At 65.4% G+C, this 24120-nt stretch carries 21 protein-coding genes; 10 read left to right on the top strand and 11 right to left on the bottom strand.

The window, feature by feature from the left end; translation table 11 throughout:
- Position 1: 1 nt before the first annotated feature.
- Positions 2-1750, top strand: coding sequence for a long-chain-fatty-acid--CoA ligase FadD2 (gene fadD2, locus ACGFK1_RS27415; protein ID WP_393437044.1), 1749 nt, complete (start codon positions 2-4; stop codon positions 1748-1750).
- 29 nt (positions 1751-1779) lie between these two features.
- A complete protein-coding gene (locus ACGFK1_RS27410; RefSeq protein ID WP_393437042.1) occupies positions 1780-2559 on the top strand; it encodes an SDR family NAD(P)-dependent oxidoreductase in 780 nt (259 codons plus the stop codon).
- Here ACGFK1_RS27410 and ACGFK1_RS27405 read toward each other — a convergent pair.
- From ACGFK1_RS27405 to ACGFK1_RS27365, 9 genes are all read right to left on the bottom strand, one after another.
- Positions 2556-2870 carry a hypothetical protein gene (locus ACGFK1_RS27405; protein ID WP_393437039.1) on the bottom strand — a complete coding sequence of 105 codons (315 nt, stop codon included), beginning with the start codon at positions 2868-2870 and terminating at the stop codon, positions 2556-2558. The two genes, ACGFK1_RS27410 and ACGFK1_RS27405, sit on opposite strands and share 4 nt — an antisense overlap.
- 33 nt (positions 2871-2903) lie before the next feature.
- The gene (locus tag ACGFK1_RS27400; protein WP_393437036.1) at positions 2904-3131 is read right to left on the bottom strand and encodes a hypothetical protein; all 228 of its coding nucleotides are present in this window, start codon (positions 3129-3131) and stop codon (positions 2904-2906) included.
- Positions 3132-3247: 116 nt separating this feature from the next.
- Positions 3248-4264, bottom strand: a complete 1017-nt coding sequence (locus ACGFK1_RS27395; protein ID WP_393437034.1) for an aminotransferase class IV — start codon at positions 4262-4264, stop codon at positions 3248-3250.
- Positions 4265-4288: 24 nt separating this feature from the next.
- On the bottom strand, positions 4289-5782 hold the full coding sequence (locus tag ACGFK1_RS27390; protein WP_393437031.1) for an APC family permease: 1494 nt from the start codon (positions 5780-5782) through the stop codon (positions 4289-4291).
- Positions 5783-5852: 70 nt separating this feature from the next.
- On the bottom strand, positions 5853-6755 hold the full coding sequence (locus ACGFK1_RS27385) for a LysR family transcriptional regulator (RefSeq protein WP_393437028.1): 903 nt from the start codon (positions 6753-6755) through the stop codon (positions 5853-5855).
- 115 nt (positions 6756-6870) lie between these two features.
- Positions 6871-9063 (bottom strand): acyl-CoA dehydrogenase, encoded by a 2193-nt coding sequence (locus tag ACGFK1_RS27380; protein ID WP_393437025.1) that lies wholly within the window; start codon positions 9061-9063, stop codon positions 6871-6873.
- Between the two features lie 42 nt (positions 9064-9105).
- Positions 9106-10065, bottom strand: coding sequence for a 2-hydroxyacid dehydrogenase (locus ACGFK1_RS27375; RefSeq protein WP_393437022.1), 960 nt, complete (start codon positions 10063-10065; stop codon positions 9106-9108).
- Positions 10041-11183, bottom strand: coding sequence for an alpha/beta hydrolase (locus ACGFK1_RS27370; protein WP_393437020.1), 1143 nt, complete (start codon positions 11181-11183; stop codon positions 10041-10043). Before ACGFK1_RS27370 ends, ACGFK1_RS27375 begins: the two co-directional genes overlap by 25 nt.
- Positions 11180-11806 (bottom strand): TetR/AcrR family transcriptional regulator, encoded by a 627-nt coding sequence (locus tag ACGFK1_RS27365; RefSeq protein WP_393437017.1) that lies wholly within the window; start codon positions 11804-11806, stop codon positions 11180-11182. The genes ACGFK1_RS27370 and ACGFK1_RS27365 overlap by 4 nt, the downstream gene beginning before the upstream one ends.
- Positions 11807-11882: 76 nt before the next feature.
- Between ACGFK1_RS27365 and ACGFK1_RS27360 the strand changes: the two genes are divergently transcribed.
- On the top strand, positions 11883-12464 hold the full coding sequence (locus ACGFK1_RS27360) for a VOC family protein (RefSeq protein ID WP_393437014.1): 582 nt from the start codon (positions 11883-11885) through the stop codon (positions 12462-12464).
- A 7-nt stretch (positions 12465-12471) separates the two neighbouring features.
- A complete protein-coding gene (locus ACGFK1_RS27355; protein WP_393437012.1) occupies positions 12472-13020 on the top strand; it encodes a hypothetical protein in 549 nt (182 codons plus the stop codon).
- A gap of 37 nt (positions 13021-13057) precedes the next feature.
- Here ACGFK1_RS27355 and ACGFK1_RS27350 read toward each other — a convergent pair whose 3' ends face one another.
- The gene (locus tag ACGFK1_RS27350; protein ID WP_393437009.1) at positions 13058-13684 is read right to left on the bottom strand and encodes a TetR/AcrR family transcriptional regulator; all 627 of its coding nucleotides are present in this window, start codon (positions 13682-13684) and stop codon (positions 13058-13060) included.
- Between the two features lie 82 nt (positions 13685-13766).
- Here ACGFK1_RS27350 and ACGFK1_RS27345 point away from each other — a divergent pair, with 82 nt between their 5' ends.
- Both ACGFK1_RS27345 and ACGFK1_RS27340 read left to right on the top strand, forming a co-directional pair.
- On the top strand, positions 13767-14666 hold the full coding sequence (locus ACGFK1_RS27345) for an oxygenase MpaB family protein (protein WP_393437007.1): 900 nt from the start codon (positions 13767-13769) through the stop codon (positions 14664-14666).
- A 48-nt stretch (positions 14667-14714) separates the two neighbouring features.
- Positions 14715-15605: a class I SAM-dependent methyltransferase gene (locus ACGFK1_RS27340; RefSeq protein ID WP_393437004.1), complete on the top strand. Its 891-nt coding sequence runs from the start codon at positions 14715-14717 to the stop codon at positions 15603-15605.
- Here ACGFK1_RS27340 and ACGFK1_RS27335 read toward each other — a convergent pair.
- Positions 15595-16518, bottom strand: a complete 924-nt coding sequence (locus ACGFK1_RS27335) for an LLM class F420-dependent oxidoreductase (protein ID WP_393437001.1) — start codon at positions 16516-16518, stop codon at positions 15595-15597. The two genes, ACGFK1_RS27340 and ACGFK1_RS27335, sit on opposite strands and share 11 nt — an antisense overlap.
- Positions 16519-16644: 126 nt before the next feature.
- Between ACGFK1_RS27335 and eccA the strand changes: the two genes are divergently transcribed.
- Genes eccA through ACGFK1_RS27315 form a run of 4 tightly spaced genes read left to right on the top strand, consistent with a single transcriptional unit; the run spans position 16645 to position 24120 of the window.
- Entirely contained in the window at positions 16645-18468 is a 1824-nt protein-coding gene (gene eccA / locus ACGFK1_RS27330) for a type VII secretion AAA-ATPase EccA (protein ID WP_393436998.1), read from the top strand.
- Positions 18465-19925 carry a type VII secretion protein EccB gene (gene eccB, locus ACGFK1_RS27325; protein ID WP_393436996.1) on the top strand — a complete coding sequence of 487 codons (1461 nt, stop codon included), beginning with the start codon at positions 18465-18467 and terminating at the stop codon, positions 19923-19925. The genes eccA and eccB overlap by 4 nt, the downstream gene beginning before the upstream one ends.
- Positions 19922-23812 (top strand): type VII secretion protein EccCa, encoded by a 3891-nt coding sequence (eccCa, locus tag ACGFK1_RS27320; protein WP_393436993.1) that lies wholly within the window; start codon positions 19922-19924, stop codon positions 23810-23812. Before eccB ends, eccCa begins: the two co-directional genes overlap by 4 nt.
- Positions 23812-24120 carry a PE family protein gene (locus ACGFK1_RS27315; protein ID WP_393436991.1) on the top strand — a complete coding sequence of 103 codons (309 nt, stop codon included), beginning with the start codon at positions 23812-23814 and terminating at the stop codon, positions 24118-24120. Before eccCa ends, ACGFK1_RS27315 begins: the two co-directional genes overlap by 1 nt.

Genomic DNA, 24120 nt, shown 5'->3' with positions numbered 1-24120 from the left:
CATGCCTAAGCTCACCGATTTTCCGTCGCAGGCAGTCGTCAAAGCTCAACAGCTGGTCGAACGCGGTTCAGCGGAGTTGCATTACGCGTACAAGATGTTGGAGGCCGGCGCCTTCAAACTCGAGCCACCCCAGAACATCGCCGCCATGCTGGCCGATATCCGCCGGTGGGGCGAATTCGGGATGATCCCCGCGCTCAATGCGCGTCGCACGCCGAACCGAACCGCCATCATCGACGACTTCGGCGAGATCACGTTCAAAGAGCTGGACGAGGCTGCGCACGAGGTGGCCAACGGCTTGCTGAAGATGGGCGTCAAGGGCGGCGACGGGGTGGCGATTCTGGCGCGCAACCACCGCTGGTTCCTGATCGCGGTGTACGGGTGCGCCAGGGCAGGCGCCCGCATCATCCTACTCAACAGCGAATTCTCCGGACCGCAGATCAAAGAGGTCTCTGAGCGCGAGGGCGCCAGGCTGATCATCTACGACGACGAGTACTTCGATGCGGTGTCCAAGGCCGAACCGGAGCTCGGCAAGCTGCGCGCACTGGGTGTCAACCCCGACAAGGAGGACTCGGCAAGCACCGACGAGACCTTGGAGGACCTCGTCGCGCGAAGCTCGGGCAAGCCTGCACCGAAGGTGACGAAGCATTCATCGATCATCATCTTGACGAGTGGCACCACTGGAACTCCCAAGGGCGCCAACAGAAGTACCCCACCCACCCTCGCGCCGATCGGCGGCGTCCTGTCGCACGTGCCGTTCAAATCCGGTGAGGTGACCTCACTTCCGGCGCCGATGTTCCACGCGCTTGGCTACCTGCACGCCACCATCGCGATGATGCTCGGCGCGACGCTGGTGTTGCGGCGGAAGTTCAGGCCGGCAACGGTCCTCGAGGACATCGAGAAGCACAACGTGACCGCGGTGGTCGTGGTGCCGGTCATGCTGTCGCGCATGCTTGATGCCCTCGAGGCGATGGAGCGCAAGCCGGATCTGTCGTCGCTGCGGATCGTGTTCGTGTCTGGATCGCAATTGGGTGCCGAACTCGCACAGCGCGCGCTCAAGGATCTCGGCCCCGTGGTCTACAACCTGTACGGGTCGACGGAGATCGCCTTCGCCACCATCGCCAGGCCCAAGGATCTGTCGGTCAATCCGGCCACCGTCGGGCCCGTGGTCAAGGGCGTGAAGGTCAAGATTCTCGACGACAACGGCAACGAGGTGCCGCAGGGCGAAGTGGGCCGAATCTTCGTTGGCAACTTCTTCCCGTTCGAGGGCTACACCGGCGGCGGCCACAAGCAGATCATCGATGGGCTGATGTCCTCAGGTGATGTCGGTTATTTCGACGAGAACGGCCTGTTGTACGTCAGCGGCCGTGACGACGAGATGATCGTGTCGGGCGGCGAGAATGTGTTCCCCGCCGAGGTCGAGGACTTGATCAGCGGTCACCCGGACGTCGTCGAAGCCACCGCGCTCGGCGTGGAGGACAAGGAATGGGGCCACCGGTTGCGGGCATTCGTCGTGAAAGCGGACGGCGCCAGCCTCGGCGAGGATGACATCAAGTCCTACGTGCGCGAACACCTGGCTCGATACAAGGTGCCGCGTGAGGTGGTGTTCCTCGACGAACTGCCGCGCAACCCGACGGGCAAGGTATTGAAACGGGAACTGCGGGAGATGCCCGTCGGCGGAGGCGACGATAAGGCAGAAGTCGGCGAAGACGACAAAACGGCAAAAGTCGGCGGCGACGACAAGTCGGAATAGTCCGCCGGGCCCGGTGGTAGTACCACGGCGTGAACATTGATCTGAGTGGGAAGACGGCCCTTGTCACGGGGTCGACGCAAGGTATCGGGCTGGCTATCGCGGAGGGGTTGGCCAACAGCGGCGCCAGGGTAGCCGTCAATGGCCGCACGCCCGAGCGCGTGGACGAGGCTGTCGCGAAGTTGACTGGCGACGTGATCGGCGTCGCCGCCGACGTCGCCACAGAGGAGGGCGCGGCCACGCTACAGCGCGAGTTGCCGGACGTCGACATCCTGGTGAACAACCTCGGCATCTTCGGCGCCGTGCCTGCCCGCGAGATCACCGACGAGCAGTGGCGTACCTACTTCGACGTGAATGTGCTTGCCGCAGTTCGACTTATCCGTATGTATCTGCCCGGCATGACAGAACGCGGCTGGGGCAGGGCAATCCAAATCGCCAGCGACTCCGCGTTGGTGACACCCGAAGAGATGATTCATTACGGGGTGTCGAAGACCGCCCTACTGGCCGTGTCGCGCGGATTCGCCAAGGACGCGGCCGGAACCGGCGTCACGGTCAACTCGGTGATCGCGGGGCCCACCCACACCGCGGGCGTCGAGGACTTCGTGTATCAGCTTGTTGACAAGTCGCTGCCATGGGGCGACGCGCAACGCGAGTTCATGCGCAAGCACCGGCCGCAATCTCTGTTGCAGCGCCTGATCGAACCGGGCGAAATAGCGAATATGGTCACGTATCTGTCGTCGCCACTGGCCTCGGCGACGACCGGAGGTGCGTTGCGTGTCGACGGCGGATATGTCGATTCGATAGTGCCCTAGCCGCCTGCCATCATCGCGGCGCCTGGCACGGCGAGGGTCACCAGCATCAGGGTCAGCAGGAACCAGCCTGCGCCCTGCCATGCCGGCCATGCGCCCTCGGCCTTCCAGATCCGGTAGGTCTTGACGAACGCGCCGACGCCGCCGACGAACAGGATGGCGGGCACCAAAGAGGCCGCAATCACCGAGTCCCTAGCGGTGAATGCGTATATCGCGAACACCGCCGCTGTGACGGCGACGACGACGCCCACATATCTGGCGGCGGCGCGGAACGCGTCGGGCCGGTCGAAACGCTTCTCAACGTCGTGGGTCATGTCGATCGGGTTCCCTGTTCGAGGAGGCGGAAACTACGGTCCGCCGTTCACGTACCAGGACAGACAGCCGGGATGGTTGCGGCAGGCGATGATCGCGTTGGCGTCCGGCGCCGACCCGCGCACCCGCGGGGCTTGCGGACCGGGCACCGTGCAGCTTGGAACGAACGGCCCCCACGGCACGACGCCGTTGTAGCAGGGCTGCGCCGACGCCGCCGGCGCGCTGACAGTGGACAAAACCGCGGGGCCGGTCACGACTGCCATGGCCGCGGCTCCGCCGACGAAAAGGCGCGTAACGCGTCGTCGGAAAGTATTCATAACAGATCTAACGATCTATGAAGATCAACTATTTCGATCGTAGACCTGATTCGACGCGACCGTCAGTAGGTGATTTTCTCGATCAGCGGCGACGGTTCGTCCATCAGCGCCCAGAACCGGTCGCGGATCGCCACGGTGAGCGGTCCTGGCGTGCCGTCGCCGATGGGTTCGCCGTCCAGGGTGTTGATCGGCGTCACGCCGCCCGCCGTGGTGACCGCCATGAGCTCGTCGGCGTCATACAGTTCGTGGCTGGTGACGTCGCGCAGCGTCGCCTCGATTCCCATCGCGTCGGCGAGTTCGAACACGGTCTTGCGGGTGATGCCAGGCAGGGCATTGCGTGACGGCGAGGCGAGCTTGCCGTCCTTGACGATGACGACGTTGAAGCCGGGCCCCTCGGCCACGCAGTTGTCGGCATCCATCAGGATCGCCGTGCGTGCGCCGCGGTCCTTGGCCTCGAAACTGGCCGCGGTCAGGTCTCCCCACTGGTAGTTCTTGATCGTCGGGTCAACCGTGTTGCGGCCCGCGCGGCGCACGTGCCGCGGCACGATCGCCGTGGTGCCGAAGATCTGCTCGTGCGGGGGGAACGCCCACAGATACGGGATCGCGTAGATGTACACCTGATGTGTCAGCTTGGACAAGTCCTTCTCGCCCTTACGTTTTCCGTATCCGCGGGTGATCGTCAGGTTGACGAACGACTCGCGCAACTGTGACATGGCGACGCAGCGCTTGGTGATCTCGGCCAGCTCTGCCTTGCTGTAGCCGGGATCCAGACGCAGCTTGCGCGCCCCGTCGAGTAACCGGTCGAGGTGGTCACCCAACCGAAAGATGTTGCCGTGCCACACATGTGCGACGGTGTAGGTCAGATCCGAATGGCCGAAGCCGGTGTCGAAGATCGAGATGCGAGCCTCCTCCGCGGGCAGGTATTCGCCTTCGATCCACGCGACACCGCCCGCGTACGGGCTCGAGGTGTCCAGTTCGTAGTCGCTGTACTGGATCACCGAACCGGGCGGGGTGTCCTCGCGGATGGCGCCCGGCTCGACGGCGACGAGGTTGCTGGTGCCTTGGTCTACGACAGTCATTGGGATAGGCGTCCTTTCGGTATGTCAGTTCAGGTGGGTCTTGGCGTAGTCAGAGCCCGCGTCACCGCGGCTCAAGCGCGAGCGCAATCCGGTGGCCCACCACACGCCGGCCACGGCGACTACGCCGAGGAACACCCACTTGTTGTTGGTGAATTGCGGCAGGAAAAGCAGGGCCACGGCGACGGCAAGGAAGATCAGCAGTGCGGTGACGTACAGCGGCAACCGCCACCTGCCCAAGTCGAAGGTGCCGGGCTCTGGCGCGGGAATGGTGCCCTTGCGGTAACCCACCAGCAGGCCGATGGTCTGCAGTATGTAGACGAAGAAGAACAACAGCGAAGCAATGCCGATGATGTAGTTGAACGCTGCCTCATTGACCAGCGCTGACAACAGCAGCACGGTGGACAAGCAGCCGAGGCCGATCACGGCATAGGTAGGGGTCTTCGTCTTCGACGAAACGTGCCGCCAGATATGGGAGAAGGGCAGCATGTTGTCGCGTGCCATCGAATAGGTGAGCCTGGTCGCGACCAGAATGTTGGCCAGCAGACAGGCCAGGATATTGGTCAGAGCAACGGCGACAACGACTTTGGTGACCGCAGGGCCGGCCTGCTGGTTGATGATCTCCTCGATGGGGGCAGCGGTGTTCGCCTCGACAGCGCCCACGTCGCGGATGGCGAGCACGTAGACGATGTACATCAGCAGTTCGATGACAATGGACGTGACCAGCGCGTAGAACATTGTGCGCGGCACGACATAGCGGGCGTTCTTGGTCTCCTCGGCGACGTCGGCACCGGACTCGACGCCGATCAGCCCGAAGAATGGGCCCAGCGCAGCGGCCAGCCACGCCAGCAGATAGGTGTTCTTGTCGCCGGAGTCGCCGCCAGTGAACAGCACCGAGATCGGCTGGTGATTCTCGGGCGCGGAGAACGCGATGATCGCGACAAGCGCGGTTGCACCGACGGTGATCACCAGTTCGAGGCTGACACCGATGTTGTTGACCATGGTCGCGAACCGGACGCCGTAGATGTTGATCAGTACGCAGAGGAAGACCACGCCGATGGCCAGCAGAATCTGCGCGGTCTGACTCATGCTCCACCCGAAGAGCCCGCCGAGGTAGCCCGACAAGATGAAGCCGACACCGGTCATGCCACAGACCCACCCCATCAGGGCGATGAATCCGGTGAAGAATCCCAGGTCGGGTCCGTTGATGCGGCTGATCCACTGGTAGGAGTAACCGGCGAGGGGAAGCTTGGCCGTGAGGTCGGCCGCGATGAACGCCCACAACGCGAACACCGCGCCCGCCAGCAGCAGGGTCCACACGAATGGGCCGCCCGCGGTGAAGTAGCCGGCGCCGAAGCCGGTGAACACCGCGGTGGTGGCGCTGATGGTCGCGAATCCGATCGCGAACGATGCCAGGGTGCCGACGGACCGGTCGAGTCTCTGGGTGTAGCCGAACTCGGCGAGTTTGGCGTCCTCGGCGTTGGCCGGTGGGGCGGTCGCCGGTGAAGCGGTGTCAGTCATGAGGTGAGGAAACCCGATGCGACGTTGCCAGGGAAGTTCCAGTTTCTGATCTGCTTATAAGTTGGCTTTATCAGTAGTAGGTTGCCGGCCGCTCGACCGCCTGGCCTTCGCCGAAGCTCCACTCTTCCCGGACGTGTCGTACGAGTTGCGCCGCCTCACGGGACAGGCCCGCCGGATGCCATGCCAGTGCCGTGTAGTTGCGGGGTCGGTCGCGAATCGGCACGTAGGCGATGCCCTGCCGGTTGTACAGCCGTGCGCTGGCCTCGCTGGTGAAGCTGATCCCGAGGCCGCGCGCGATGGTCGTGGTCTCCTCTTCGTATGTCGCCGCGACGGCAGCGATTGTGGGCGGCTTGCCACCGCGGGCGTCCATCGCCATCCAGTAGTCGCGCCAGCGACCGGCACTGGCCGGCGCCACCACGATCGGATCGTCGAGCAGTTCGGCGATGGTGAGGTCGGACCGGCTCGCGAGCGGGTGATCACGCGGCAGGCACGCCACCCAGTTCTCGGCGTCCAGAATGAACATCCGGTGTTCGGGCAGATCCACCGGCGGCCGGATGATGGCCACCTCGGTGCTGCCGTCGGCGAGCCCGGCCGTCGGGTCGGAGAAATCGAATTCCCTTGGCTCCAAGGTGATTTCCGGATACTTGGCTTCGAAGTGGCGGAGCAGCCGGAACAACAGGTCCGCGCCGGTGCCGATCAGGTAGCCCAACCGGATCCTGCGATAGTGTGCCGACAGCGCGATGAGGTCGTCGACCGCGGCGTCGATCCCGTGCAGCGCTTCGCGCACCTTCGGTAGCCAGGCTTGGCCGAGTTCGGTCAACGTGACTTCACGGGTGCTGCGGGTGAACAGCATGACGCCGAGCTGATGCTCGAGCTGCTTGATCGCCGTCGACAACGCGGGCTGTGTGATGAACAAGCGCTCGGCGGCGCGACGATAGTTCAGCTCTTCGCCAAGCACGGCGAAGTAGCGCAACTGCCGCAACGTGAAGTCACCGCTCGTGGGCGCCGCCTTTCATCCGGCGAGGAGACGTAAAACTGCCTATTTCGCGCCTGAAATGGACAGTTTTACGTCTGCTCGCGCGGGAAGTTTACGGGTCGCGGGGCAGTCCCAGCAGCCGCTCGGCGATGATGTTGAGCTGCACCTCCGACGTGCCGCCGTAGATCGTGGTGGCCCTGCTGGCCAGCAGCATCTGTGCCCACTGGCCCTGAGGCTGGTCGGGGTCGCCGATGGCACCGTCGGTGCCGAACGAGGACACCGCGAATTCGGCGTAGCCCTGGCCGGTGCGCATCGACAGCAGCTTGGAAATGGCCGCGGCGGGCATCGGGTCTCCACCGGCCAGCGTCAGCAGCGTGGAACGCATGTTCAGCAGCTTGGCCGCGTGGCCCTCGGCGATCAGCTTGCCCGCATGGTTCTGGTCGATCTGGTCGAAGTGCCCGTCGCGGATGAACTCGACGAAACCGTTGAGGTTGGCCAGGAACGGCGCCTCACTGCTGCCGATCGACACCCGCTCGGCCGTCAGCGTGGTGCGGCTGACCTCCCAGCCGCGGTTCACCTCACCGAGCACCAAGTTGTCGGGAACGAAGACGTCGTCGAGGAAGACGGTATTGAACATCGCATTGCCGGTGAGCTCACGCAGCGGCTTGACTTCGACACCGTCGCTGGACATGTCGAGCAGGAAGTACGTGATGCCATTGTGTTTCGGAGCGCTCGGATCGGTCCTGGCCAGCAGCATGCCCCACTGCGACAACTGGGCGGCGGTGGTCCAGATCTTCTGGCCGGTGATCCGCCAACCGCCGTCGACCTTGGTGGCCTTCGTGCTCAGACTCGCCAGGTCGGAGCCGGAGCCCGGCTCGGAAAACAGCTGGCACCAGATCATTTCGCCGCGCAGCGTCGGCGGCAGGAAGCGCTGTTTCTGCTCCTCGGTGCCGAACGCGACAACCGAGGGGATCAACCATGCTGCGATGCCCATGTTGGGCCGGCGCACCTTACCGGTGGTGAACTCCTGCGCGATGATGATCTGCTCGACGGGGCTGGCTGCGCGACCCCACGGCTTGGGCAGGTGAGGCACCACCCAGCCGCCCTCGGCGATGGCGGTAGTTCGTTCCTCGCGCGGAATCGCTTTCAGCGCAGCCACTTCCGCGCGGATCTCGTCGCGAAGCTTCTCGGTGTCCTGGTCGAGGTCGATGTCGATCTTGCGCATGCCGGTGGTGGTCGCGACGTCGACCACCTGCTGCGGATATTCCGCGGCGCGGCCGAAGCAGGCTGCCAGCATGATCGCACGCCGGTAGTAGACATTGGTGTCGTGCTCCCAGGTGAAGCCGATGCCCCCGTGCACCTGGATGCAGTCCTGGGTGCAGTGCAGCGCCGCCGCAGGCGCCAGCGTTGCGGCCACCGCGGCCGCGAACTCGAAAGCACTGTCCTGCGAGCCGGTTTCGCGATACTCGTCAATTGCCCGGGCGGCGTCCCAGACCGCGGCGGTGGCCCGCTCGGTGTCCGCGATCATCTCGGCGCACTTGTGCTTGATGGCCTGGAACTGGCCGATCGGCCTGCCGAACTGCTCGCGGATCTTGGCGTAGGCCGATGCAGTGTCGGTCGCCCATCGCGCGACGCCGATTGCCTCGGCGGACAGCAACGTCGACATCAGCGCCCGCGCCAGGGTGCGGCTCAGGTTGTTCAGTACGCGGTCGTCGCCGACCTCGACGGCGTTGGCGCGCACGTGCGCGACCGGCCGCAGCGGATCGATACCCTGCACGGGTTCGATCTCCAACTGGTCGGCGTCCAGCACCACCCATTCCTCACCGCTGTCGATGGCGACCGGTAATACCAGCACCGACGCCTGCGCGGCGGCGGGCACCGCGCGCACCTCGCCACGGATGACCAAGCCGTCACCGTGCCGCGTGGCGGTCAGCCCGGAGTCGATCGCATAGGCGGCGATCACGGCGCCGGACGCCAGGTCGTTGAGCAGTTTCGCGTCGGGGTCGTTGGCCGAGATCAGTGCGCTGGCGATTGCCGAGGGCACGAACGGGCCCGGCACCGCGCCGTAGCCGAACTCGGCGAGCACGATGGCTAGTTCGAGGATGCCAAAGCCTTGTCCGCCAACCGATTCCGCCAGGTGCACGCCCTGAAGGCCCTGATCCGCAGCGGCCTTCCAGTACGGCGGCGGGTTGGGTACTGGCGACTCGAGGGCCTCGTGGAGCACCTCCGACGGCGCCACCCGGGCTACCAGTGACAGCACCGAGTCGGCCAGGTCGTTGTGCTCAGGACTGATCGCGATGGGCATGCTCCATTGCCTTCCCTATTAACCGGTGGGTTGGGAACGAGATTACTCGTTGATGACGTTGGCCAGTCGCTGGCCGTCCCGGATCCTGCGGCAGTTGCCGACGGCGTGTTCCAGGTAGCGCCGCATGGTGTCGGCGGTGTACCAGGTGACGTGCGGCGTGAGCACCACGTTGTCGAGGCTGAGCAGGGCATTGCCTACGGCGATCGGTTCGACCGCGAAGACGTCGAGGCCCGCGGCGGCCAGGCCGCCGGTGCGCAGGGCGTCGACGAGCGCGCCTTCGTCGACGACGCCGCCGCGCGAGGTGTTGACCAGGACCGCGCCTCGTTTCATCCGGGCAAGCGCGGTGCGGTCGAGCATGTGTGCGGTCTTCTCCGTGAGCGGCAAATGCAGGGAGACGATGTCGCTGGCAGACAGCAAGTCGGGCAGTGAGCGCCAGCTCCGATGGCCGTCGTCGTGGGTGCTGGTGTGCAGTACGCGCGCACCCATTGCCAGCACCGTCTTCTCGACCGCCTTCGCGATGTTGCCGTAGCCGACCAGGCCGACGATGCAGCCGCCGATGTCGCGGGCGCTCTCGCCGAGGCTCGGGTCCGTCGGCCAGCCTCTGCCTTCGCGGGTCGCCCGATCGAGCGCGGGCAGCCGGCGCAGCGCGGCAAGCATCAGCAACACGGCGCCCTCGGCGACCGACGGCGCGTTGGCACCGGGCATGTTCGCCACCGCGATGCCGAGGCGGGTGGCGGCGCCGACGTCGATGGTGTTCACCCCGGCGCCCATCTTGTGTACGAGTTTGAGCTTCGGCGCCTTTTCGAGGTCGTCACCCGAGATGGGTCGCAGCACGTGCCAGATGACCTCAGCCTCGGGCAACTCGCGGCAGAAGCAGGCGTCGTCGTCTTCGGCGCAATACCGGATGTCGAGCCAATCCGTCTCCGATGTAAGGAATTCGGTGACCTTCGAACCCGGAGTGAAGTGTGCGAGGACTCTTAGCGCCACCGCTTGGCGATCCACTTCGCGATGGTATCGGCCTTTTCGCTGCGCGCTCCCGGCGTGGTGAAGTAGTGGTCTGTGTCGATGGAACACTGCATCCTGTCGGAACTGGCCAGTGCGTCGTAGATACGTTGTGCGTCGCTGGGGTAGACACCGGTGTCCTGCTCGGCGTTGATCACAAGGGCCGGACAGTCGATCTTGGCCAGATGCGGTTCGGCGCGGGTCTGGGCATGCCGAAGGCTCCACATCCCCAACCAGTTACGCAACGTGCAGGCGGCGGCGATGCCGTGTGAGGAACGGTTGGCCTTGACCGGTGGGCCGGCATAGCACATGTTGGCGGGGCGCCTCGTCGGTTCGATCGCCGGATCCACCATCCGTGGATCGGCCCACGTCCGTAGCACCGTGAACGGGCGGTCGGAGAAGCCGGCCGCGCGCACCCGCTTGAGTTCGGTTTCGGCCCAGTCGGTGATCGCGTGGTTGCGGGCGATCTGCGCCGACCGGTACCGCTGCACGAACTCCTTGGAGTAGGGCGGCCCATTGTGCTGGTTGAACAGGTCGAGGTCGGGATCGGTCGCGAGCGCGTCGTTTTCGTCGACAACGGACGCGTCCATCCACGCGGTCAGCACATCGGGCCGACCGGGGTGCGCAGCGCTGGCGATGTATCCGTCGGCGGCGGGTAGGTCGGTGAGGCCCGCCGCTGGCCGCATGCCGTCCAATGGCGTGACGTGTGGGTCGACGGCCTGCGCCTGATAGGCCGCCATCAGCGATCCACCGCCCGAATTGCCAAGCACCACAACGGTCTCGACACCTTGCACTTCGCGCAGCCACCGCACGCCGACGCCGATGTCGACCAGCGCGTGGTCGAGCAGAAAACTGCTCTCGTAACCGCGGTAGCGGGTGTTCCAGCCGAGGAAACCGATGCCTCGGGTGGCCATGTAGTCGGCGAGATAGTGTTCGGAGAAGTCGATCTGATAGTGCGCGGCGATCATCGCCACCTTTGGTTTACGCCCGACGCCACGGTGGTAGAGCCCTTGGCACGGATGCCCGCCTGATCCGGCGCGCCGCGCCGTCGGGGAATCCAAGCCGACGAATTCACGTGTCACGCCCGGCGTTCCGGATGAGGTAGCGGATCTCGTCATGCCAGGCCGGCCTCCTTGTGGTAGATGGTCCGGTAGAAGAAGTTCGCAAGAGTGGTGATGCACGCATCGTCATCGACGCCGCCTGCGCCGCCGGACAGTTGTGTGTAGCAGAACTGGTTGAGCATCGACACCATCGCCACCGCGACCAGATGAGGGTCATCATCTGCCGCGCAGAAGCCGTCTCCCTGTGCTTGTTTCACCATGTCGGTGATCAACGCTATTGGCAGAGAGCAGATGTCGGCCCAATATCCGGCGAAGTCGTCGCTGACCATGGCCAGCTGAGAGATGCTGATGATCTCGGCGAGCCGGTTGCGATAGGTGTTCCAGTGTGCGGCGGCCGCCTCGTACGAACGTTCCCAGTTGGTCAGCCCCGGCACCGCCGCCGCCCGAGCGCGCTCCCGCGCCTCGTCCCGGAACCGCACGGCCCACTCGCGGACCATCGCTTCCTTGGAGTCGTAGTAGTTGTAGAACGACGCAGTGGACCTGCCCGCTTCGGCGGCGATATCCGAAATCGTCGTAGCCAGAATGCCCTTGCGGGCGATCACCGCCCGCGCCGCGGCGTCGATCGCCGCCTGTGTCTGCCTGCCGCGCACGGTCGGCAACTCACGGGGGCTGACGGTCACGGAGCTCCTCGGGCATTGATCGAATCTGAATCTGATGTTAGATTCAGATCTCGAGCTTGGCTAGAGGAGCCGTGACGTGATCAAGCCAAACAACCCCAACTCCGAATTCGAACTCGGCGGCATCAACCATGTCGCGCTCGTCTGTTCCGACATGGAACGCACTGTCGACTTCTACAGCAACGTCCTCGGCATGCCCCTGATCAAATCGCTGGACTTACCGGGCGGCATGGGCCAGCACTTCTTCTTCGATGCCGGCAATGGTGACTGCGTTGCCTTCTTCTGGTTTGTCGATGCGCCGGATCGGGTGCCGGGAGTGTCGTCACCTGAAGCCATTCCGGGCATCGGCGACATCGTCAGCGCGGTCAGCACCATGAACCACCTGGCGTTCCACGTTCCCGCGGAGAAATTCGACGAGTACCGGCAGCGACTCAAGGACAAGGGTGTGCGGGTCGGTCCGGTGCTCAACCACGACGAGAGCGCGGCGCAGGTGTCGCCGACGGTGCACCCAGGCGTGTACGTGCGGTCGTTCTACTTCCACGATCCTGACGGCATCACGCTCGAGTTCGCCTGCTGGACCAAGGAATTCACCGAGTTCGACACGCAGACGACACCTAAGACCGCGGCTGATCGCCGACCGAGGGTGCCCGCAGGACGTTGAACCGGCGATGCCTGACGGCGGGATTTCCGATGCCGAGATCGCTGCGATGTCGGCAACCGAACGCCGTGAGCTGATCAGCCGGTTGGAACGACCACTCGAAGAGTTGCTGGGTTCGGCGGAGCTCAGCCGGCTGCGGCGGGTGCGCCTGACTGTGATGGTGGGGGCTGTCGTCGGGTTGATCCCGTGGATCGGCTACCTGGCAATCACACTGCCCGACAAGTACGTTGTGCACAACTGGCTTACCACCTGGGTAGGTTTCGACGTCCTGCTGCTGATGTTCCTGGCCCTCACGGCGGCGCTGGGTCTGCTGCGCCGGCAGTTGTTGATCCTCACCGCGTTCACCACCGGTGTGCTGTTGGTCTGCGATGCGTGGTTCGACGTGATGACGGCGGCGCCTGCAGACAGGTGGCTGTCGGTGTTGACCGCCGTCGTAGGCGAGCTACCGCTCGCGGCGCTATTGATCAGCGGCGCGTTACGCATTCTGCGGTTGACCGCCACCCGGCTGTACTTGCTCGACCCGTCGATGCCGCTGTGGAGAATCCCGTTACTTCCCTGACGAACCGGCCCGCGCTATCGACTACTTCTGCGCGCCCCTAGGGCCGATAGAGATCAGGCATTGCGAGCGCGTCGATCATCGCGGCCAGCTGATCGACTAGCTGGTCGCCGTCCAGTGTGACGTCGCCCGCGAGCCACGCGGTGATCATCTGGGTGACGCCGCCGACCACGAAATGGGACGCGGCCTTGACGCGGTCGATGTTCTGCGCGCCCGCGGCGCTCGCGTGCTGGAAGGTGAGCATCGCCATCAACGCGAACGATTCCGTACGCTTGCGCGCCACCACCGGATTGGACAGCTGAGAGCTGAACAACAACCGGCCTACCCGGGTGTCCGCGGATATGGTCCGCACGATGTTGGCCATTCCCGCGCGGCTGCGTTCGTTCATCGGCGCCGCTGTCACCGCGGCCTGCGTCGTCGCCGCGATGTCGGCGATCACCCAGTCATAGACCGCCGCGACCAAGTCGTCCTTGTCGGTGAAGCTCTCGTAGAAGTACCGCAGTGCGACGCCGGCCTGTCGGCAGATGCCGCGCACGGTGAGCTCGGAGAGATCAGGGTCGGATCCGAGAATGTCCAGGCCCGCCTCCAGAAAGCGCCTGCGGCGCTCGGCGGCGCGGTCGGCCGCCTCGATGCCCCGATAGGGGCGCACTTGAGCCATCGGATCCATCTTGACACCGCCGCCGATGGGCGGGCAATATATCTGGAAACAGACGTTCTCACATTTGTCCACAACGTCTCTAGGTGGGTCGATGGCGATCAGCGATCCGGTTGCACACGTCGAACGCGCGGTCAACGAGCCCGCTGCGGCGCTGCTTGAAACGACGCGTCGTCGCGGCGCAAGCTTCGACGACGCACTGATGGGGGTGGCGTTGCTGGCCGGGCCGGCCAACGTGATCATGCAGTTGGCCCGGCCAGGCGTCGGCTACGGCGTGATGGAGAGCCGCGTCGAAAGCGGCCGAGTGGACCTGCATCCGGTCAAGCGGGCGCGTACGACGTTCACCTATCTCGCGGTTGCCACGAAGGGTTCACTCGAGCAGAAGGCGGCGTTCCGGCGTGCGGTGAACCGCGCGCACGCCCAGGTGTATTCGACCGACGAGAGTCCGGTCGAATATCACGCGTTCGACCGCGACCTCCAATTGTGGGTCGGCGCTTGCCTGTACAAGGGCGGCGTCGACATCTACCGCATGTTCGTCGGGGAGATGGACGAAGACACGGCCGACCGGCACTATCGCGAGGGGATGCCACTCGGCACCATGCTGCAGGTGCCCGAGGACATGTGGCCGAAGGACCGCGCCGCGTTCGACCGGTATTGGCAGGATTCGCTGGAGAAGGTGCACATCGATGATGCGGTGCGCGAGTACCTGTGGCCGATCGCGGCGGGCCGCATTCGCGGCATCAAGCTGCCCAGGCGGATTCAGCGTGCACTCGACGACTTCAACTTGATGATCACGACGGGCTTTCTGCCGCAGCGCTTCCGAGATGAGATGAAACTGGAGTGGGACGCCGCGAAGCAGCGGCGCTTCGACCGCACGATCGCGGTCCTTCGGTTCGTCAACCACTTGCTGCCGCGGCCGGTCCGACAGTTCCCGTTCAACGTGCTACTGAAGGACGTCGACTGGCGGATCCGGACCGGGCGCCCGCTGGTCTAGGGCGGCTCGTTGGCCGCGCTGTCAGGATGCACAGGTATAAACGCGTACGTGCGTACCGATAATGACACCTGGGATATCACCACGAGCGTCGGATCGACGGCATTGTTCGTCGCCGCGGCACGGGCGTTGGAGGCGCAGAAGCCCAATCCCGCGGCGGTCGACACCTACGCCGAGGTGTTTTGCCGTGCCGCCGGCGGCGAGTGGGCGGAGGTGCTCGACGGCGACGCCTCGGAGCATCCACTGCGCACCGAGTTCGGCGAACACTTCGTCAACTTCCAGGGCGTTCGGACCCGGTACTTCGATACCTACTTCACTGCCGCCGCCGAAGCCGGCGTGCGTCAGATCGTGTTGCTCGCCGCCGGCCTTGACTCGCGGGGCTACCGGTTGCCGTGGCCCGACGGAACGGTGGTGTTCGAACTCGACCAGCCGCAGGTGCTGGAGTTCAAACGCCGAGCGTTGTCCGCGCATGGCGCCACGCCCACCGCCGAGCGCAGAGAGGTTGCGGTCGATCTGCGCAACGACTGGCCGAAGGCGCTGTGCGAGAGTGGTTTCGTTCCGTCGAAACCATCGGCATGGATCGCCGAGGGCCTGCTGATCTATCTACCGGCCAGCGCGCAGCACCGCCTGTTCAGTGGTATCGACTCGCTCGCCGCACCCGGTAGCCACTTGGCCGTCGAGGAGTCAGCACCGTTGGACGCCGATGTCTTCGCGGCCAAGCGCGAACAGGAACGCGCCGCTGGGGAGGAAGACTTCTTCAGCCTTGTTTACAACGAGCAGCACGCGCCCGCGCACGAGTGGTTCGGTGGTCGCGGCTGGTGGGCGGTGGCCACTCCATTGGCGTTTCAGCTGCGCACGTTGGGCAGGCCGGTGCCTGAATCCGATTCCGAGGCCGGCGCGATGACCGGCAACATCAGCTTGGTCAGCGCGATCAAGAACTGACCAGCGGCTTGAGCGCCTCGCCGACCTTGGTGATCACGCCCGGCGTGTAGCGGTGTGTCGGCAGATTGACGATCACACCGTCGATGCCGACATCGAGCACCCGCCGCTTGATCTCGTCGGCGATTTGTTCGGGTGATCCCGAGACTGCTCGATCGCCGCGCGCCTCGTCGATTTCGCGGTGCGAATCGAAGCCGTCGACCACCGCGGTGAGTAGGCAACTGGTTTCCAGTGTCTTGGGATCGCGACCGGCTTCTGCGCACCGGTCGTGCAGGGCGCGAAGCTTGCCGGGCAGTTCCGGCATGCCGGCGATGATGTTGAGATGGTCGGCGTACTGTGCTGCCATCCGGAACGTCTTCTTCTCGCCGCTGCCGCCGAGCATCACCGGAATATGATCGCGAAAGCGAGGCTCGTTGACGGCGTTTTCGGTGTGGTACCACTTGCCTGAGAAGCTCGGCCGCTCACCGTGGGTCATCGGAACGATGATCTGCAACGCCTCTTCCAGTTTCTCGAAACGCTCTGTGAAGGTGCCGAATTCGAAGCCCAACTGCTGGTGTTCGAGTTCAAACCAACCGGCACCGATGCCCAATACGGCCCGCCCACCGCTGACCACGTCCAGCGTCGTGATCTCCTTGGCCAGCAGGGTCGGGTTGCGGTACGTGTTGCCCGTGACCAACGTCGAAAGCTGGACTCGTTCGGTTGCGGTGGCCAGCGCACCTAGTGTCGTGTAGGCCTCCAACATCGGTTCGTCGGGTTCCCCCAACGTCGGCAGTTGATAGAAGTGGTCCATCACGAACACGGTGTCGAAACCGGCAGCCTCCGCCTCCTGGGCTTGCGCCATGACGGCGGGGAAGAGGTCGGCGACCGGTGTGCCGTACGTGAAGTTCGGGATCTGCAGTCCAAGTCGAATGGTCACGCTTTGTGCTGACGGCAGCGCGGTCGCATTTATTCCGTCGCGGCGGGACGTACGTCTCGACACTTAGCTTACGCAATGCTAACTTCGCATCGAGTTAGCTGAGGCAATGCTAAGTGAGGGGGCGCCGTGCAGAGTGACACTCTGGCGGTTCCCCAGGCCTTCACCCGCCCCGACCGCGACGTCGTCAGCCGATTCGCCACCTGTTGCCGTGCCCTTGGCCTATCCGTCGACGATCGGCAACGCCCGGCCGATTTGGCCGCCGCCCGTTCCGGGTTCGCCGCGCTCACCCGCGTCGCGCACGAGCAATGCGACGCGTGGACCGGCCTGGCCGCTGCAGGCGAAGCGGACGCCCGCGTGCTCGAGTCGATCTGGCGGACGGCGCTCACGGCCGGAGTGTTGCAGCGTGAGGTCGGCCTCGCTGCTGACGCGCTCGGTTTCACCTACGACACCGGCCTCTATCTGCGGCTGCGAGCCACCGATCGCGATGACTTCCAATTGGCTTACGCCGCAGCCCTTTCCGACGCAGGCAGGTACGCCGATGCCGACCGGCTTGTCGGCGATGTGGCCGACCGCCGGCCCGGCTGGCTGAACGCCACCTGGGTGCGGGTGGCCATCTGCTACCGCGCCGAACGCTGGTCCGATGTGGTGCGGTTGCTCACCGTCGTGGTCACCGACGGGGCGCTCGATGAGGTCGTCAGTCACGCCGCGCGGGTGGCGCTCGGGATCGCGCTGGCCCGGCTCGGCATGTTCTCGCCCGCGCTGTCGTACCTCGAAGTACCGGACGGCCCGATCGAGGTCGCGGCTGTCGACGCCGCGCTGGCGAAGGCGCTCTCGCTGCGCGCCCATGGGGACCGCGACGAGGCCAACGAGCTGCTGCAGGATTTGTACGCGGCGAACCCGCTGAACACGAACATCGAAGAGGCGCTTTCGGATTCGTCATTCGGGTTGGTCACCACCACCGCTGCGCGGATCGAAGCCAGGACCGATCCGTGGGACCCCGATTCCGAGCCGAGCGAGGCGGATTTCGTCGATCCCGGTGCCAAGGAGCGAAAGGCTCACCTGCTGGTCGAGGCGGAGGCGGAACTCGCAGAGTTCATCGGTCTCGAGGAAGTCAAGTTCCAGGTAGCCCGGCTGAAGAGTTCGGTGGCGATGGCGATTCGTCGTCAAGAGCGCGGATTGACCGTCGCGCAGCGCACAAACCACCTGGTGTTCGCGGGGCCGCCCGGCACCGGCAAGACCACCATCGCCCGCGTGGTCGCGAAGATCTACTGCGGTCTGGGCCTTTTGAGGAAGGAGACCGTGCGTGAGGTGCACCGCGCAGATTTGATCGGTCAGCACATCGGTGAAACCGAAGCCAAGACGAACGCGATCATCGACAGTGCGCTCGACGGTGTGCTGTTCCTCGACGAGGCCTACGCGCTGGTCTCCACTGGCGCAAAGAACGACTTCGGGTTGGTCGCCATCGACACGCTTCTTGCGCGGATGGAGAACGACCGCGACCGCCTTGTGGTCATCGTCGCCGGTTACCGAAAAGACCTCGACCATTTCCTCGACACCAATGAGGGTCTGCGCTCACGCTTCACCCGAAGCATCGACTTCCCTTCGTACTCGGCAGCGGAACTCGTCGAGATCGCGACACGGATGGCCGAAAAGCGAGACAGCTTGTTCGAACCGGCGGCCCTGGCCGATATGGAGAAACTCTTCGGCCGCCTCGCCGAGGCGACCACACCCGACGCGGCGGGCGTGGCGCGGCGCAGCCTCGACATCGCGGGCAACGGCCGGTTCGTCCGTAACCTCGTCGAACGGTCGGAGGAGGAGCGGGAATACCGCCTCGACCATTCCGATGCGAAGGACTTCACCGATGACGAGTTGATGACCGTCACCGTAGACGACGTGACCGCCTCGGCCGCGTCGTTGCTGCGTGGCCTCGGCCTTCCGGTGCCGAATTGACCGGGCAGGATCGGCGGGAGTTCTCATCGCGCACTCCCGTGAACGACAACCCCGATCGCGTGGTGTATCGCCGCGGGTTCGTCACTCGCCATCAAGTGTCGGGTTGGCGATTCGTCATGCGGCGCATCGCATCTGGCGTCGCGCTGCACGACACCAGAATGCTGGTCGACCCGTTGCGAACACAGACGCGCGCGGTCCTGGTCGGTGCGCTGATTCTGATCACCGGTCTTGCCGGCTGCTTCGTCTTCTCGCTGATTCGCCCCTCCGGTGTTGCAGGCAATGACGCGGTGCTGGCCGACCGGTCGACCGCGGCGCTGTACGTGAAGGTCGGTGAGCGGCTGCATCCGGTGCTCAACCTCGCCTCCGCCCGGTTGATCGCCGGACGACCGGACAACCCGACCAGCGTGAAGTCCAGCGAGCTCGACAAATTCGCCAGGGGCAACCTACTCGGTATTCCCGGGGCACCAGAACGGCTGGTGCAGAGCACCTCTGGCAATGCACAGTGGACGGTCTGCGACGGTTCCACCGATCCGGGTGTCACGGTGATCGCCGGCCAACTCGGGGCGGGCAGCGGCCGCGCCACCGATATGCCGAAAACCCATGGCGTTCTGGTGCAGCATGATGGCCGGAGTTGGCTGCTGTGGAACGGTCGGCGCAGCGCGGTTGACCTGGCCGACCGGGCCGTCACCGATGCGCTTGGTCTCGGCACGGATATCCCGGCGCTACGGCCCGTCGCCACCGGCTTGTTCAATGCCATCCCCGAGGGGCCCGCCCTCACGGCGCCTGTTCTTTCGCATGCCGGTGAACCTCCCAGGTTCCCGCTGCCTGCGTCTGCGCCGGTGGGCGCCGTGGTGGCGGCATACGACGCGGACAACACGATCCGGTACTACGCGGTGCTCAGTGAGGGTCTACAGCCGATTTCGGAGGTGCTCGCCGCGATCCTGCGCAACACCAACTCGTTCGGCCTCGAACAGCCGCCGCGCCTCGGCGCAGACCAGGTGGCGCGACTGCCGATGGCCCGGGAGATCGACACAGCCGCCTTCCCGGCGGATCGGGTGAGTGTTGCGGATGCCGCTGATCACCCGGCTATCTGCGCGCGGTGGGCCAAACCTCAAGGAGAGAACACGAATTCGCTCGACCTGCTGTCGGGTTCCGCAATCCCGGTGCCCGACGGTTTGCATACCGTTGCGCTCGTGGGCTCCCCGAACCGGGTGGCACTGGCGCCGGGCACCGGCTACCTGGTGGACAGCGCCGGCTCGCTGTTCTGGGTCAGCGACACCGGCGTCCGTTATGGCGTCGAGGATGAGAAGGCCGCCGCGGCATTGGGCTTGGGTGGGCGGCCGCTGCCGATTCCATGGTCGATGCTGTCCCAGTTCGCGCCGGGACCCACCTTGTCCCGCGCCGACGCGCTGCTGGCGCACGATGCCCTGCCGTCCGACCGGAGCGAAATGCCGTGAGCCGGTTGATCTTCGAAGCTCGACGCCGCCTGCCGACACCGGCCACCCGCACGGGCACCATCACCATCGAGCCGCCACCGGAATTACCGCGCCAGGTGCCGCCGTCGTTGTTGCGGCGGGTGCTGCCGTATCTGATAGTGATTTTGATCGTCGGCATGGTCGTGGCGCTGGTGGCCACCGGCATGCGGCTGATCACCCCGCAGACGCTGTTCTTCCCGTTCGTGCTGCTGCTGGCCGCCACCGCGCTGTACCGCGGCTCGGACAATAAGATGCGCACCGAAGAGGTCGACGCTGAGCGCGCCGACTATCTGCGGTACTTGTCGGTGGTCCGTGACAACGTACGGGCCCACGCCGCGAACCAGCGGGCCCGCCTCGAGTGGTCGCATCCGGACCCCTCCGCGCTCGCCGCTGTCCCCGGAACCAGGCGGCAATGGGAACGCGACCCACGCGACGACGACTTCCTGGTGCTGCGCGCCGGTCTGCACGACGTGCCACTCGACACCGCGCTGCGGGTCAAGGACACAGCCGACGAAGTCGACCTCGAGCCGGTCTCGCACAGCACCCTGAGGGGGCTGCTCGACACGCAGCGCACCCTTCGCGACGCGCCCACCGCCATCGACGTCACCAAACTGTCGCAGATCACTGTGCTCGGCGAGGACGACGAGGTGCGCGGTGCGCTGCGCGCGTGGCTCGCGCAAGCCGCCACATGGCATGACCCCGCAGTGCTCGGGATCGCCTTCGCAGGACCAGATCTGGAGAGCACCGACTGGTCCTGGTTGAAGTGGTTGCCGCATGTCGACAAATCCGGCGAGGTCGACGGGGTCGGGCCGGCCCGCTACCTGAGCACCCAGGTGTCCGGGCTGCGGCCGCCCGCGGGCAACGCCAAGCACTGGCTGGTCATCCTCGACGACCCGGACACCGATCCGCGGCCACTGCTCGCCGCGGGGACGACCGTCATTCATCGGACCACCAAACAGCCTCACCGCGAACAGTATGCGGATCCGGAGCGACCCATCCTGCAGGTCACCGACGGCGCGATCCAGCGCTGGCACAGCGGTGGCTGGCAGCCGTTCATCCGCACCGCCGACCACCTCAGAGCCGACGAGGTGCGTCACATCGCAAGGCGATTGTCGCGGTGGGATTCCAACCCGTCGAACGTGTCGCGTGTCGCGAGCACGGGCGGCACCACCTTCAGCAACCTGCTCGGCATCCCCGACGCGTCCGCGCTCGACGTCGCGAGCCTGTGGGCGCCGCGCAGCCGCGACGAGGAACTTCGGGTGCCGATCGGGGTCACCGCCACCGGTGAGCCGCTCTACTTCGACCTCAAGGACGAAGCTGAAGGTGGGATCGGCCCGCACGGCCTGATGATCGGCATGACCGGTTCGGGTAAGTCACAGACCTTGATGTCGATCCTCCTGTCGCTGTTGACCACTCATCCCGCCGACCGGCTGATCGTCATCTATGCCGATTTCAAGGGCGAGGCCGGCGCTGACATCTTCCGGCACTTCCCACAGGTGGTCGCGGTCATCTCGAATATGGCCGAGAAGCGCTCACTGGCCGACCGGTTCGCCGACACGCTGCGGGGCGAGGTGGCTCGTCGCGAACGGCTGTTGAAGGAGGCAGGCAGACGTGTGCAGGGCAGCGCGTTCAACTCGGTCGCCGAATACGAGCACGCCCGCAACTCGGGCGCTGACGCGACCACTGACCTACCACCGCTGCCGACGCTGTTCGTGGTCGCCGATGAGTTCACCTTGATGCTGGCCGATCACCCGGAATACGCCGACCTGTTCGATTATGTTGCGCGCAAGGGTCGCTCGTTTCGAATCCACGTCCTGTTCGCATCACAGACGTTGGACGTCGGCAGGATCAAGGACATCGACAAGAACACGTCCTACCGCATCGGTCTGAAGGTGGCCAGTCCCGCCATCTCGCGCCAGATCATCGGGGTGGAAGACGCCTACCACATCGAATCCGGCCGAGGGCACAAGGGTGTCGGCTTCCTGGTGCCCGCACCCGGCGCGGCACCGATCAAGTTCCGCAGCACCTACGTCGACGGCATCTATGAACCGCCGCGGATCGACAAATCCATTGTGGTGCCAGCCGTTCCGCGGCCTCAGTTGTTCACCGCAGGCCGCGCCGAGCCGGAACCCGGCACCGTGATCGTCGACGACGCCGACGCCGAGATTCGGCCCGCGCGCAAACTCATCGCAACCATCGGCGACCAGTTGGCCCGGTACGGACCGAAAGCCCCGCAGCTTTGGCTGGAGCCGCTGGACAACCCGATCGACCTCGACGCGTTACTGCAGCGGTCCGGAGTGCCCGCCGCAGAGTGGCGGTGGCCACTGGGTGAGATCGACAGGCCGTTCGAGATGCGACGTGACCCATTGGTGTTCGATGCTACGTCCGCCGCCGGGAACCTGGTCATTCACGGCGGCCCGAAATCCGGGAAATCGACTGCGCTGCAGACGTTCATCCTGTCCGCGGCGGCCCTTCACTCGCCCCGTGACATCACGTTCTACTGCCTGGACTACGGCGGCGGCGAACTGCGGGTGTTGCAGGACCTCGCGCATGTCGGCACTGTCGCGTCACCGTTGAAACCCGAGCGGATCCGCCGCACCTTCGGTGAGCTGGAGCAGGTGCTTCGGGCCCGGCAGGAACGAGGCGCCACCGACCGGGACGACGACTACGGCGAAGTGTTCCTCGTCATCGACAACCTTTACGCGTTCAGCCGCGACAACACCGACGCCTTCAACACCCGCAACCCACTGCTGGCCAAGGTGACCGAGCTTGCCAACACCGGCATGGCTTACGGCATTCACGTGGTGGTGACAACGCCGAACTGGATCGAGGTGCCGCTGGCCATGCGCGACGGTCTGGGGCTGCGACTGGAGTTGCGGCTCACCGATTCTGCGGACAGCAATGTCCGCGTACCCGGCGCGCTACGGCGGCCGGCCGACACCGTGCCGCCCGACCAACCCGGGCGTGGCCTGACCATGGCCGCTGAACACTTCCTGTTCGCGCGTCCGGACCTCGAGTCGATCACCGCCGTCAATGCCAGGCACCCGGGCCTCACGGCACCCGAGGTCAGGCTCCTGCCAGCCGACTTGTCACCGGAGACGGTGGCACCGCTGTACCCCGCGACCGATCAGGTGGTGCTCGGACAGCGCGAAGACGACCTGGCACCCGTCGTTGTCGACTTCGCCGACAACCCGCTGCTGATGGTGTTCGGCGACGCCAAGTCCGGCAAGACGACGCTGCTGCGTCACCTGATCCGAACCATTCGGGAGAACTCGCGGCCCGACCAGGTCGCGTTCACGGTGATCGACCGCCGCCTGCAACTCGTCGACGAGCCACTGTTTCCCGACAACGAGTACACGCCCAACGTCGACAGGATCCTGCCCGCCATGCTCGGTTTGTCGGCGCTGCTCGAGAAACGCCGTCCCCCGGAAGGATTGGACACCCGACGGCTCCGCGGGTGGAAGTATGAGGGCCACACGCACTACCTGATCGTCGATGACGTCGACCAGATCCCCGACAGCCCCGCCGTCGCAGGGCCCTATGCGGGACAGCGACCGTGGGCGGCGTTGTTCGGGCTGCTGGCGCAGGCTTCGGATCTGGGTTTGCGGGTCATCGTCACCGCGCGGGCAGCAGGGTCGGCACACGCCGTGATGACGGCCCCGCTGCTGCGCAGGCTCAACGATCTACAGGCCACCACCATCATGTTGTCGGGCAATCCGCACGACGGCGGAAAGATCCGCGGCCACCGGTTCGGTCGACTGCCCGCGGGCCGCGCCATGGTGCTGACCAACACCGACACCCCGATGTTCGTGCAACTCGTCAATCCTCTTGTCGCCGAACCGGCCTCGCACGGAAGGGAATACAACTGATGACTTTGCGGGTCATCCCGGAAGGCCTGGCCGCGGCCAGCGCAGCAGTCGAGGCGCTGACGGCCAGGGTGGCCGCCGCTCACGCCGCCGCGGCGCCGTTGGTCACCGCAGTACTTCCACCTGCCGCCGACGCGATATCCGTTTTGACCGCAACCGCGTTCAGCGCAGCGGGTTCACAACACCAGGCGACGGCGGTGCAGGGGGTCGAGGAACTGGGCCGGTCCGGTGTGGGTGTAGGAGAATCAGGGTCCAGCTATGCCACCGGTGACGCGCTCGCGGCGGCGTCGTATGTGATTGCGCGCGGTTGA

Origin of the sequence: Mycobacterium sp. NPDC048908, assembly GCF_043197955.1 — a bacterium.
In the GTDB taxonomy this organism is placed as follows: Bacteria; Actinomycetota; Actinomycetes; order Mycobacteriales; family Mycobacteriaceae; genus Mycobacterium.
The sequence above is the reverse complement of the archived record's forward strand: the minus strand, read 5'-3'. Positions and strand labels throughout refer to the sequence as shown.

Coding starts and splice junctions, on each gene's coding strand:
- fadD2 (WP_393437044.1), top strand. CDS start 2: ATGCCTAAGCTCACCGATTTTCCGTCGCAGGCAGTCGTCAAAGCTCAA.
- ACGFK1_RS27380 (WP_393437025.1), bottom strand. CDS start 9,063: ATGCCCATCGCGATCAGTCCTGAGCACAACGACCTGGCCGACTCGGTG.
- ACGFK1_RS27355 (WP_393437012.1), top strand. CDS start 12,472: ATGCCTGACGGCGGGATTTCCGATGCCGAGATCGCTGCGATGTCGGCA.
- ACGFK1_RS27350 (WP_393437009.1), bottom strand. CDS start 13,684: ATGGATCCGATGGCTCAAGTGCGCCCCTATCGGGGCATCGAGGCGGCC.
- ACGFK1_RS27345 (WP_393437007.1), top strand. CDS start 13,767: ATGGCGATCAGCGATCCGGTTGCACACGTCGAACGCGCGGTCAACGAG.
- ACGFK1_RS27395 (WP_393437034.1), bottom strand. CDS start 4,264: ATGACTGTCGTAGACCAAGGCACCAGCAACCTCGTCGCCGTCGAGCCG.
- ACGFK1_RS27390 (WP_393437031.1), bottom strand. CDS start 5,782: ATGACTGACACCGCTTCACCGGCGACCGCCCCACCGGCCAACGCCGAG.
- ACGFK1_RS27405 (WP_393437039.1), bottom strand. CDS start 2,870: ATGACCCACGACGTTGAGAAGCGTTTCGACCGGCCCGACGCGTTCCGC.
- ACGFK1_RS27400 (WP_393437036.1), bottom strand. CDS start 3,131: ATGGCAGTCGTGACCGGCCCCGCGGTTTTGTCCACTGTCAGCGCGCCG.
- ACGFK1_RS27370 (WP_393437020.1), bottom strand. CDS start 11,183: ATGACGAGATCCGCTACCTCATCCGGAACGCCGGGCGTGACACGTGAA.
- ACGFK1_RS27315 (WP_393436991.1), top strand. CDS start 23,812: ATGACTTTGCGGGTCATCCCGGAAGGCCTGGCCGCGGCCAGCGCAGCA.